This is a genomic window from Chitinophaga filiformis, from assembly GCF_023100805.1.
Classification (GTDB): Bacteria; Bacteroidota; Bacteroidia; order Chitinophagales; family Chitinophagaceae; genus Chitinophaga; species Chitinophaga filiformis_B.
Window position 1 is genome coordinate 2,117,760 of the sequence record NZ_CP095855.1, and the last position, 11,864, is coordinate 2,129,623.

Consider the following 11,864-nt stretch of genomic DNA (forward strand, 5'->3'; position numbering starts at 1 on the left):
TACTACCACGTCACAGAATAATAGCTAAATCTCTTCGTCATGTATTTTAATTTTACAGAGGGCTCTTACAACCTTTCCCTGTTTAGTGTTTACGTTGATACCGATTTCTCATTTGCTGAATTGAAAGATCAGCCGCCTGATGTACTGGCTGCATTTTACCATGAATACTTTCATTTTCTCCAGGATGTGACTTCTCCTTTTACTATTAATGTCATGTGGCAGCTTTATGGCAGTACTGCTGAATTGATCCATTATGCCCAGACGCATGGAAATGTAATTCGGCTTCCACTGGGGGATGTACCTGAACTAAAACACCTGGAACGCCAAAAAAGGTTTATCGATTTGATTTTCGGTAGCCAGTATTGCGGATTTGACAATGAGCCAGCCACTGCTCCTTATGCTGTTGTTAAGGTGAATGTTGCGTCAAGAGCCGACTTTTCAGATATCCCGGAGAGCGAAAAGGTGATGTTTGTGGAACTAGCCATAAAAGACGCCACCGGTCAGCAATCTGAATATAGTTTTGGCGCCCTGGCGGTTATTGAAACAATGACCTATCTTATTCAGAAAAAGTTTTTCGGAGAGAGCCCTGTACCGGAGGTGCCTTATATGATCGCGGTAAGGGTTGCGGCATTTATTTGTCCGGGCATCGGCCGTAATGAAGAGTATGTGTTTGCAGTTTGTGATCTTGCTTTAAAAACACCCTATCCTGGTTGGATGTTTGTTTTTTTGCTGACAGAGCTGAATAGGGTGATGCCGGATCCGACGTCAGCTGCGGCTATCTATGAACGCTGCCTGCCCATTTTAGAAGAAATGTGGCATTATCAGGAAAGTTTCACGCATTATAAGCAAAAGGTACTGTATTGCCTGGGACAGATACAGGGACACGCTGCTTTTAAAGAGAACCTGAACTGGATCACCACCTTAATTGAACGGGGCTATCAGAGAAGGTTAGGCGAGCCGATGATGATGTTGCTGATTTATCAGCAGCAAACTCCTTTTAACGAGTATCTGCTTGGCTTCAGAAATGATCTGGGCATGCCTGAAATTATCAACAATCTCCGGAATCGGTGGTTCCATCTACCTGATTCAATACAAGATGCGGGAGACCTTATAGATCCTACAATTTTAGGTGCTGCTATGCAGCTGCACGCCACACTCCTGGAGGGAGATACCTGTTGCGCGCTGCAGCCCCAGTGTGCAAAATCCCATCGTCCGATGCCGGTAGACGCGGACTGTTCAACCGCCCCCTGGAAAAAGGCCAGTCTTCATCCCTCCTGTGCTTTTGGTGCCCTCTGGGCATCGTTTGATCTCCATAATTTTACCATTGAGCAGGATGAATGGATTTTGGATGAGATGGAAATGATTACAGATACTACAACGGTCAATAAACTCTGGATTAAAGGTTATCCTAATAACCAGTGGGTTAACGCCCCCTTCGGTAAATATATTGTAAGGGTAGATCCTGCGGGGCCGGCAGGGCAGGTGCATATTCATATCGCCCATCCCGAGCACCGGAAATCAAAAAAAGAACAGGTTTCCTGGAACATTGACGGCACCCGCCATGATGCGGGTTCCTTTAATGAGAATTTTGTTGGGATGAAGCAGGCCAAAAAGATCGCAAGAGAGGTATTGCAGATCCCGGATAATGTGGTCTTACAGTACAAGACGCGGCTAGCCTACACGAACATGATGTTGAACGAGCATGAATTTCCACTGGAAATAATTGCCTGCAAGATCATTCCACTTACCAAAGAAGAATGACCAAAAGAGCTAGCGGCTTAATGATGGGGGAGCTGCCCGAATGTATGTTGTGATTTTTAATTTTTGGACCTATCAGTCCAGGTCAGAGACAGAATTTAAGATTGCGTTGGAAAAAAACCATAGCGCCCGTTTGTGTTTGAGCCTGTAAATATAATGTGATTGATACTATCAGCTATATCGGCAGGGGGTTCTTCGTTTTCTAAGATGATAATTTGTGGAAGGGTGCTGGTCGCCAGGTACCTGTAAAAGTTCATAGCCAGGTCCACTGGAATTTCTTCGCCTTCCGTTTCTGGTTTACGGTAGGTAACCAAAGGAGAATCTAAGACCGGGGTACAAATACCGTAAGGCCGCGATATAATATGTAATTGGAGTCCAACAATAAAAGTCGCGTATGTGATGGCGCGATAGCCTTTACCGGTGAGCTCCCGGTCTCTTCCTGAAATAATAAAATCGAGTTTTTCCTCATTAAAAGACACGGTGGTAATACCTGGATACTGGCACTGCTGTAAGACACCCAGCATTTGCCTGTTAAGTGGTTCAATAGTGGACGATAGTGCTTCTTTTGCCACCTTACCTGATCTTGTGGTGATGGAACCTTCGATTTCCTGCTTTGAGGCCTCTAGGTTAGCCATACGGACCAACCGCATTTGTTGTAGTTGAATGGCTTCCCGAGTTGTCTGCAGCGCTTGTAATTGAGTTAAATGCTCGCTGACTATGTTATTAACTCTCGACTCTATTTCGCCGTTTATTCTCCTGATATGTTCATCTGCATCAGTTATAGCAGCTGATTTGGCGCTTATCTCATTTTGCAATGCTAATTGAGAGGCCTTAAGCTCGGTTTGTAACAGTTGTATTTTTACCAGTTCCTGTTGACAGGCGGCCGAAATTGCATCCAGATTGGTTTGGCCGGGTGGGCGTTGAAGCTGAGTATGACAGAGGGGGCAGGCTTGCTCCGGGGCCTTTTCGGCCGCAAAGAGCTCACAAGCCTCAATGGTGCTAGCAAGCCTGCTGGCGTCCGATTCATACTGATATGCTAGGATCTGGCTTCTCTCCAGTACATTTGATAACTCCGCATGCTGGATGACGTCTGCGCGCCGGGCATCCTCGATTGTCGTTCTGGTATGGGCCAGTTCCCTGTTGACCTGATCGGCCTGCCGTAACTGTTGGCTTATTTGCTGTTCTGCGACAGAAATGCGGGTAAGCTGATTTTGATCTACGTCCACTCCTGCTTGGGTAATTTCAGTTCGTAAGTCAGAGATCAGGGAATTTAGCATTTCAAGCTTACCGCGGCGGTTCGCTATTTCCTTGTCGCCTAACTTTTCAACCAATTCACTATCATCTATTCCGGTAAGCAATAGTTTAAAGGCGCTGATTTGGCCGGTTTTGTCATAAGGATTATTTCCTAAAATAGGTGAGCCAGAGGTAAGTATTTCCTCCTCATCCACCAGCGATAGGCGAGCAAGGTCTCTAAAGGTCAAATTCCGTTTCTGTCCTTTTTCGTTTTTCTTTAGTTTCTTATGTTGCAGGTTGCAAAGACTTAAAAAAAATTGGGATACGCTATCCTGACTGTCATCATTATGTACTCTACCCAACACTGAAATGGGGCTACTAATAAGGGTTGTGTTGTAATCTCCGTCAAATAGCTCGACGTTCCCACCGCGTAAATCACTTTTAAGAGTAAAGGCCCTGCCTGCCATGTCAGAGACGGTAAGATGGCAATAGGCATAATGGAGCGATTCGTCGATTTTTTTGGGAGGGTTTTTGGCACCGAACATATAATCCAAGCACTGGAAAATGTAGCTTTTGCCTGTATTTGACGCCCCGGAAATGATGTTTAGCCCGGCTGAAAAGGTGACGAAGGCATCTGGCACAGTGGGGCCGGTAACGCGCAATTCATGCAGTAAAAAGCCGCTTGCCATATTAAGTCCTTGATTGGAATGCATAATTAAATGTCTTTTCTTTGACCATGCCTGCGATGGCGGCATTATCTGTTTGTTGCAGATGTTGTGCTATCATGTTAGCCCTTGCAACCAACGCTACGGAATAGGGGGCCGACACGCGATCCAGGAAACTAGTAGCCAGATCGGTGGCCTTATACTCGATTCCTGACGGCAAATAATTCACGCAGATTAGGTTTTTAGCGTGTAAAAAATTGAGGGCGTCTTCAATAATCGTGCGGCGCACCAACACCTCTCCCGTTCTATTGGGGTTTTCAGGGTGCAGACTCTCAATACCTACAAAGAAATCTGCACTATGCACACAGATATAATCCAAACATACCAACAACTCCAAATCTACCGACCTGGGATAGATGGCATCCAAAACGCTTAGTGTTCGAAAAGCAGTTTCTACTGTATTGTTGAACGGGAAGGCCATGTTATCTATACCCATTTTATTTTGTTTTCATTACACAACTGATGGCATACACCAATCTTATCTTTATTGATACTTACGTCCTTGAGCGGATTGGAGGGGATGTCGACAACGGTTGCCTGCGTTTCTACTGCCTTTACCTTGACAAAACCATTAGTATGGGTATCTTCGCAGATATTAGCGATGCCCTGATAGATATCATCCTGAAAGCGTTCAAACGTACCTACAGGTAAACTATCCCGATATAATGTTCTTAGCTGTTCGGCATAATGAAAATTAATACGCGCCCTTCTAAAATGGCTTTCGTAGGGAGGGCCAAGTGTACTGACATCTGAAAAAGTAGCCCCCGAAGCAGTACCATAGGCAAGTAGCAGTTGAGCTACATAGGTGCTTTCAAGTGCTTGCACGGTAGATGGTATAGCATTTTCATCCATTGCTTCCCTTACAGGCAGCCCTCCTCCAAACCATATATAATAATTATTATGTCTCTTGAATTCTTCTACCATTGTGGCCGGAGTAACTTTGTCAAATATGCTGAAGTCGAAGTTGTCTACATAAGTGCGAAGCGCTCCATCAAGGGTTATATCTGCACCTTTCGTGATTTTTTTCTCACAATAACCTGCCCAGTTGTCAATCAAGCCTTGTTTAAGGTTAGCTGGATTTTGCAATAACCTCGAAAAATCGCCTCCGCAGCCTTTTGGAGCAACAAAGTAATACTTGTCTGGAACCTTTAAATGGCCGGTAGAACAAAAATAAATGAACTTGCCAATCTCGCCCCACATTTGAGACGGGGAAAGAGGATTGTTGTAATGCTTACACTGATAGCAATCCCAGGTGTATCCCATTTCTCTTGGGTCTGATATATACGCGGCAACATCAACGCCTTTGTCGCCTGCACCGGCAAACTTTTCTATGGAATGATAGGTGTGACCCGTTCTAACAGAAAGCCATTCTTGAACAAAAGTCTCCCACTCATCAGGCGAAAATGTTTCTATTCGAACAACGGGCAAAATTGGTCTTCCATTGGTCACAACCGACGCATTAGGAATAACGCTACTCAAATCACCAGGGTTAAAAGTTATAAATGAAGTAAATATACGTTTTTCGCTGGATTTTTAAATCTGGTGCTGGTGAATGGATTGCGCTGCCAGGAGCGCTGCTTTCAAAATATCGGCTGGCTATTGTATTTAGATGTCCAACTTCTCTTTAATCTTGAGCGGTTTTTTTCAGTCGGTGATAAAATATTCCATTCTAAAAGACAGGGATCCGTAGGAAAATTGCTATAGTATTTTCAAAAAAGTTCGATGTCATAACGAAACTTTCACAATGGAATAATAGCCAGGTATTCATTGGAAATGTCCCCGGTAGCTGACGTAAGATGTTGTTCGTCCAAACTATTTTTCAAAAGAGCTATTTTCTTGTGATAACTTTTATGGTTAGCGGCTGCGAATCGTGAAATTCAATTGGCAGAACGCCCGGCTAATAGCCGGTGTTATAATAATCTTTATTTGCTTATAATTGGGAATAACCGTTAATCTTGTATGCATCAATGAGTGTTTTCGCAAATCCTTTTCTGGGTGCAACTTCGAGCTTTTGTTGCAGCCAGTCAGCCTGCCGACTAGTAGCTTCAGCGTCCAGATCAAGTTTCACAGCCGAATGAGCTGCAAACTCACTAATTTCCAACAACATAAGTGTCATATTGTATGCATTCAGATAACGGTGGTGATCCAGGAACGTTTGAAGTGCCTCTTTTGCAAAAGATGTATAGATTGTAATATTTCTTTTGAGTTCTGGTGCCTGGAAATCAAATTTTTTAATGGGGTGTAATAATGCGTTCAGGCGTAACTCCAACCAAATGGCTACTTGAGATTCATAACACTGGGCCAGGCTTATTTCATGCACAAAGTTGCGGGCGATAGGCTTTAAGTGGGCGAATGTGTATTCGATTTCATTGGTCAACTTACCTACCAAACCGTCAACTTCAGCAATTAGCCCATGATCGATCTTCTTTCCGTTTTTGTTCTCAGCGACAAGCCTGCGTCTAATGAACGTATCGAACTTTATCAGTACAGCTCCGAGGTTAGTGACATTTTCAAGGTAAAGTCCAACTCTTGCATCAGTACTCAGATTAGCCGTACTAATCCTGTAGTTAAAAAGCATGCATCGGTTAGGTACATCAAAGATGGCGGTCAGGTCGGTTGGGCCTAGCAAACCAATTTCATTCCTAGTAATGCACAGCTCGTATTTTAAACGTTGCCCTATATCATCTGCAGGCACCTGGGCATGCTGCGTCTTCATTAGCTGGTTGTATTCTTGTAGACTGATTTTCCCCAGATAAAAATCCAGGTATCCCTTTGTCCATGTCGCATGTGCGCGATCTTCACCGGTAATGACTGGGTTACTTAACGATTTACCCAGCCAAAAGGAAGCTTCCACGGCGTTACCCATCGACCAGTTAGTAATACCCGCAAGTAGGGATAAATGAGAGTCTTCTCGAAGCACTTTTATCTGCGTCTGGTCTATTAGGCCACTGAGTGTCGGAATTTCGTTGTTATAGAACATTTCCAGCCCCGTAGTCTTCAAAAGTTCAACCGGATTTGCGGCCAGTTCGGGCATTGATGAAGAGCTAGGTTCCCTATTGGATTCAACCGCTTTCGGATATAGAGCTGGCGATCGGTCTTGAGAGTTTTGATGTCGCGTTAAGATTTCCTGGTGTATCCTGGTTAAGCTGATACGATCCACAACATTACCGACCGGTATATGTATGTTGACATTTTCCTTCGTCTTCCATGCCATATTACCATCATGCCTCTCCAAAAGCCGATTATAAATAGCTTCGGCGTAGTCGTAGTATAAACAATTTTTTTTTGGCCAGTAAAGTATAATCAGCCCAACTGGAGGTATTGATTCCAACATATACCGCAAACGCGATATTTCAAAGCTGTAAGAGATAACCGTCTCCTTTTCGATAAACTTTGGATTCTCAATGCTTTTTAGTTGAACCGGGAATCGCCAATTGGTAGACATACCCTTGTGAATCAGCTCGACAAGAAAGTCGCAACCCTTGTCTTTTTCAGGCTTTGTATGAAGAAAGCCATTTCGTTCCGAAAAGTGTTTTCTAAACTCACTATTGCTTTCGTCTTCATTTTCGGAATAGCGGTCCACTCTGGGAAATTCGTCGAAGCTCATTTACAGGATCCTTTTTTATGTAATATGGGTTTTGTTAAGTTTAACACTTACCCGGCAATCTGGTGAGCAGCCGTTGCAGGTTTAGTGTGTGGCACCTGGTTCCTGCAGGAGGCGCAGTGGTAGAAAAGTACCAAAGTTGCTTAGAGGTGTTTAACTTAAAGACTAATATTTATTTAAGTTAACATTGAATGTAGGAAAATATTGTAATATATCATTACAAACAGATATTTTCATTAAATCGCGGCAGCATGCACCATAACCAAATCATTGATGCTACTTCTTTAAACAAAATGCCTGTTATTGAAATAATAAAGTCACTCCGTCAGAGAAATTTGATTTTTTCATCCTCTCAGTTTGGCAGTATTGTGTTAGGCAATGTTTAACCAGGAAGGCCCTATCACCATCAAAAAGTTGTTCACTAAGTACCGGGACAGCTGCCTGTGTTAGATCTAGTAGGTGACAAGTATTACGTGGATGTTCGCATGCATGAGCTTCGATCAATCAAAAATTTTATGAAGACCATATCTTTCCATGATTTTGAATCCAATGGTGAGAATTGTACCGGATGGTATGATAAGAAAAAGAAAAGCATGATAGACATTGATCCAGGATTAACGCAGACACCAGTAAATGTTTACTTAATCGAAGTTCCGGGTTGGGATCGAATTGATCCAATAGGCAAATCGCGAACAGATACGTGGTTCACCGGAACTGAATCGAATGATGTCAGGTATATCAATGATATTCCAATGGTTGTAAACCCAACAGCGACTTTTAAACATATTTCAGAAACCTCTGTGGCGAAGATTATTAGAGATAATAGAAGGAAACAGGGCCTTCCTGCCGAAAGGGTGGTTGTACCTAAAACGGTTAAAGTCAGGTATAGAGGTTTATAACTTGACAGCTTTTTCCAATGCCAGCCACCTTTACGCCGGACGGCTATTTTATATATACCATTTTCTACGGTTACTTTTGGATATGGGAGAATCTGTCCTGTTTGCCGCGAGTGTGCAGAGGATATCGGCGAGAACGATGCGCAGCAGGTCGGTTAAAGTAAAGAAGCCCGAAAGGGCTTCTTTATCTATTTCTAGGCCGATTGTCTTACAAACCAGTCTGGATTGGTTGTAAGAAACCATGCTTTATGACCGGTAATCGGACAAATTGAGTGGTATACCTCCCATAGAAGTCCCCTTCGCTCCAAATATCGCTTATATCTACACAAGTTCTTCTGAGCAATGCCGAGCACATTGGACGCTTCAGAGCATGTACAAATACGATTTGAAAGAAATTCATAAAACATTTGTAGCTCTGAAAAATGTTCTGCGTTTTTCACCCGCCGGTTAAAATTATGCTTCATCTTTTGAATTTTGAAGCAAGAGACGAAGTGTAAAAAGTGAAAAAAATAATGATTTTAGTGAAAAACGGTCTGTTAAGTGGGTGAGATAAAATATTTATGCAAGTTAGACGTCTTGTAGGTTGAATCCTCTATTTCTTGCGTGGAAAAAACTGAAAATAGATTTCTGCACATCTTTAAATAACTAAGCGGGATGGCATCATTATACGTATTCCTCCAGATCTCCCCCAATGCGTAAGCTATTCTTCTTATTTTTCCCTTACGAACAAATACTTGTTTTACGTCATGGGACTGCCGGATATTTAGAAAGTTTGAGATTGTATAAACGGCTTGATTGAACTGTTCGTCACTTTGAAAAAGCGGTTTAAACTGCGTTAGTTGCTTTCGAACTGTCATTTCATGAAGTAATAAAGGAGCTACTTCTTCATTTTTCTCAGCTGTCAGATCGTTAGAGTCGTCAAGTTGCCACAGCAATTTTTCGGCAGCGAAATTGTCTTGCTTTAGCTGTTGGTCTTTTCGTTCATAGCGGAGATATTCTTGAAAGGTAATGCGGTTTAAGAACGGCTTGTAGGTTGATTCGTCGCCCAGGGTCCACCCTTTAAATTCGGCCAACCAGCAGTTAAAGCGATAATTGCAGCTTTTTTCTTGTATAACATATTGATTTTTGGTTTTGAAAGGACCTACTGCTTCCATAAGCGTCGCTTCACGGAAAAGATCTTCAAATCGTTCGAATTGTTTTTCACGATCATTGCCATCCATTTCCTTTAAGAACTCGTTTACGTCTATACCATTGTTAATGGCACCGGTGAAAGCCAGCCCCAACTTAATAAACTGCTTACGGACATTCATATCGGCTTTACAAAATTCACGCTCAGGTGAATCAGGCTCACCTGTTAAAAATATTTCTTCAATTCCTTTAAGTGTTGGCTCCTGTTCCCTCTCAGCAGAGCGTACCGGGTAGCCACCCGTCCACTTCAGCACAAAGCCAGTTAATATGTGTTTTTGAAGCGGAGATAAGGGGAGAGTTCGGAAATGGTTACTAACCACTTCAGCGTCGTATATGTTTTCTATTACGAACCGGAATTGCTTATATAAGAGGTTCAAAAATTCGAGCGGAGCATACGCCCTTTGCCCTGGACCTGTTTCGAACCATTGGATGGTTTTTTGCACCAACTCCTGGTTAGGAATATTTGATGGATCTGTGAACCAGGTAACTGGATAATTAAAGCTCAGATCCTTAACTATTTTACTTTTATTTCGGGTTGCCATCGATTTAATACGATAATTTCTATAATAAAATTACGCATAAAAGTGGTCGAATTAATAACAACTGGTTTGAGCAGAAAGCCTTACAAGCATGTGGTCTGTTAAAAGAGGCTGGCAATGAGGATGTAATTATCGGACCGATTGGAGTAGAGGTAGGAAATTGAGCACATTTTGCCTTGCGTACAAACTTAATTACTAATTAAAACAATGCTGTTTTGGGTGTTCTTACAACAGGATGTGTCGTATCTTCCCAGTATCCTTGGTTATTAAAATCTAAAAATTTCGTATGGCCAGTTTTTCAGATGCACAACCATATATAGATAGCGTTTGTAACCGCTTTCCAATGCTTTCTGCTATGTTTTCGGTGGAAACGACGCCGGTGTGGGAAAGATATTTGAATCCCTATAATGACGTTTTGGACATCCTTCAGATCCCGCACTTAAATTTTTTGGCTGCTGTTATTGGAGGCGCAGAGGAAGTTCGCCAAGTTGAGGGTCAGGGTCCAATGATCAAAGTATTAACTACGCTTGCCCATTATCTGCAGGAATTTACTGATTTAGTGACAGATAAGAAATTTACCGATAAATTGTTGAATCCAGATGGACTTACGTTTCTTAATACGATGTCGGAATTGTCGCTGGCCTACCGTCTCAAAACTGCTGGGTATATTATCACATTTGAAGTTCCTTTTCGTCAGCAGGGCAAGCAATCGGATAATGACGTAGACCTGAAAGCCGTTTCTTCAGAAAATAAAACCTACTATTTTGAAGTGTACGATCCCGCTGAAATGGCATCAGATGGTTTCGGCGACCCACTGCGGCAGGATCGTATGGCCTTCAAAGTACAGAGAAAGTTAAGTAAGAAGTTCGGCCTCGGAGACCTATCCGGATTGGCGGAAGGAGTTGTCTTACTCGCTGTCAACACAGCCCATGTCGATGAGTTCAGGATTGGATCTATAGTAGCGCCTTGGCATTTGAATCAGGAGTTGGAGACTTTTACTCAATTCCTGCCATCAGCCGTGGATGGCTATGTCTTCTTTGACGATGATTTCACCGGCGAGTTTGTGTTTCAGGGATTGTTTCTTCGAAAATGAGTATCTTATTAACTACTCTGTTGTCAAACGTGGACTGATCGGAGTCGTGCTTTTACCGGTATCAGGTCTTCCCGCTTGGAGACCTTCATTGGAATTTTTACCTCCGGGTAGATAGAGCGGCGGTTCACGGTGGCACGGATATGAATTTTGTACCGGCCACTTTTGTTGACCTGTCCCCGCCAGTTGTGCACGACTTCGTATGTGGGCATATACATAATTCAAACACCTTTTAAACACCATGGAAGATGAGATGAATATTGAAAATTTCCAAGTCACTGGGAAAAGCTGGGATGCGTTTTTGTGGATAACTTTTGGCGAGTAAAGTGTAAAATTGGAGGACGGGGCCTGCACTCATGGCGCTGCGTCGCAAAACGGATTATAAGGGCCAAAAATAGGGTGTATCGCCATTTTTTTGCCCCGAAAACTTCGTGTAGCCGTGGTCAAAACGTGTGTGGTTGCAATTTTAACAGTAATGATCAAACGAAAATAAAAACCGTAAAACAAACTGTAAAACAAACCGTAAAACAAGTGGCGGAAATCGGCGGTTTTTGGCGGTAGTCGGCGGATATTAAAAAACCGCTACAATCTGTGACTGTAGCGGTTTTGAGTGCTGTTGAGCGTTTTCGGTTCATGCTCAAAAGTTGCCTGACCTGGATTCGAACCAAGACAAACAGAGTCAGAGTCTGTCGTACTACCGTTATACTATCAGGCAATAGTACCAGGGATATATTTCCCCGTTCAGGACGGCAAAATTATATATTTCTCTTCAATTTCCAAAAAAATCTCCAAGAAAATTATAAATGCCTGTAAATCAAAAAAGTAGTTCCA

The 11,864-nt window shown here is 42.8% G+C and carries 8 protein-coding genes and 1 tRNA gene; 3 read left to right on the forward strand and 6 right to left on the reverse strand.

Annotation, left to right across the window (positions count from 1 at the left end):
- Positions 1–39: 39 nt before the first annotated feature.
- Entirely contained in the window at positions 40–1,761 is a 1,722-nt protein-coding gene (locus MYF79_RS08865) for a DUF6367 family protein (RefSeq protein ID WP_247813466.1), read from the forward strand.
- Between the two features lie 95 nt (positions 1,762–1,856).
- Here the strand turns inward: MYF79_RS08865 and MYF79_RS08870 are convergent, their stop codons facing one another.
- The 4 genes from MYF79_RS08870 to MYF79_RS08885 all read right to left on the reverse strand — a co-directional run bounded on the left by MYF79_RS08870 (position 1,857) and on the right by MYF79_RS08885 (position 7,323).
- Positions 1,857–3,704 carry a hypothetical protein gene (locus tag MYF79_RS08870; RefSeq protein ID WP_247813467.1) on the reverse strand — a complete coding sequence of 616 codons (1,848 nt, stop codon included), beginning with the start codon at positions 3,702–3,704 and terminating at the stop codon, positions 1,857–1,859.
- Positions 3,682–4,152: an ABC-three component system middle component 2 gene (locus MYF79_RS08875; RefSeq protein WP_247813468.1), complete on the reverse strand. Its 471-nt coding sequence runs from the start codon at positions 4,150–4,152 to the stop codon at positions 3,682–3,684. The genes MYF79_RS08870 and MYF79_RS08875 overlap by 23 nt, the downstream gene beginning before the upstream one ends.
- Complete coding sequence (locus tag MYF79_RS08880) at positions 4,143–5,195, reverse strand: ABC-three component system protein (RefSeq protein ID WP_247813469.1); 1,053 nt, start codon at positions 5,193–5,195, stop codon at positions 4,143–4,145. The genes MYF79_RS08875 and MYF79_RS08880 overlap by 10 nt, the downstream gene beginning before the upstream one ends.
- A 451-nt stretch (positions 5,196–5,646) precedes the next feature.
- The gene (locus MYF79_RS08885) at positions 5,647–7,323 is read right to left on the reverse strand and encodes a DUF4365 domain-containing protein (RefSeq protein WP_247813470.1); all 1,677 of its coding nucleotides are present in this window, start codon (positions 7,321–7,323) and stop codon (positions 5,647–5,649) included.
- 512 nt (positions 7,324–7,835) lie between these two features.
- Here MYF79_RS08885 and MYF79_RS08890 point away from each other — a divergent pair.
- The gene (locus tag MYF79_RS08890; protein WP_247813471.1) at positions 7,836–8,219 is read left to right on the forward strand and encodes a hypothetical protein; all 384 of its coding nucleotides are present in this window, start codon (positions 7,836–7,838) and stop codon (positions 8,217–8,219) included.
- A gap of 533 nt (positions 8,220–8,752) precedes the next feature.
- Here MYF79_RS08890 and MYF79_RS08895 read toward each other — a convergent pair.
- Entirely contained in the window at positions 8,753–9,946 is a 1,194-nt protein-coding gene (locus MYF79_RS08895; RefSeq protein ID WP_247813472.1) for a hypothetical protein, read from the reverse strand.
- A gap of 283 nt (positions 9,947–10,229) precedes the next feature.
- On the opposite strand from MYF79_RS08895, the gene MYF79_RS08900 reads away from it, so the two are divergent.
- The gene (locus MYF79_RS08900) at positions 10,230–11,036 is read left to right on the forward strand and encodes a hypothetical protein (RefSeq protein ID WP_247813473.1); all 807 of its coding nucleotides are present in this window, start codon (positions 10,230–10,232) and stop codon (positions 11,034–11,036) included.
- A 641-nt stretch (positions 11,037–11,677) separates the two neighbouring features.
- On the opposite strand, the gene MYF79_RS08905 is transcribed toward MYF79_RS08900, so the two are convergent.
- Positions 11,678–11,748: transfer RNA gene (locus MYF79_RS08905), tRNA-Gln, on the reverse strand.
- Positions 11,749–11,864 lie beyond the last annotated feature (116 nt).

Bases quoted from the DNA above. Each gene is read 5' to 3' on its own strand.
- MYF79_RS08865 (WP_247813466.1), top strand. From the start codon at position 40: ATGTATTTTAATTTTACAGAGGGCTCTTACAACCTTTCCCTGTTTAGT.
- MYF79_RS08870 (WP_247813467.1), bottom strand. From the start codon at position 3,704: ATGCATTCCAATCAAGGACTTAATATGGCAAGCGGCTTTTTACTGCAT.
- MYF79_RS08875 (WP_247813468.1), bottom strand. From the start codon at position 4,152: ATGGGTATAGATAACATGGCCTTCCCGTTCAACAATACAGTAGAAACT.
- MYF79_RS08885 (WP_247813470.1), bottom strand. From the start codon at position 7,323: ATGAGCTTCGACGAATTTCCCAGAGTGGACCGCTATTCCGAAAATGAA.
- MYF79_RS08890 (WP_247813471.1), top strand. From the start codon at position 7,836: ATGAAGACCATATCTTTCCATGATTTTGAATCCAATGGTGAGAATTGT.
- MYF79_RS08895 (WP_247813472.1), bottom strand. From the start codon at position 9,946: ATGGCAACCCGAAATAAAAGTAAAATAGTTAAGGATCTGAGCTTTAAT.
- MYF79_RS08900 (WP_247813473.1), top strand. From the start codon at position 10,230: ATGGCCAGTTTTTCAGATGCACAACCATATATAGATAGCGTTTGTAAC.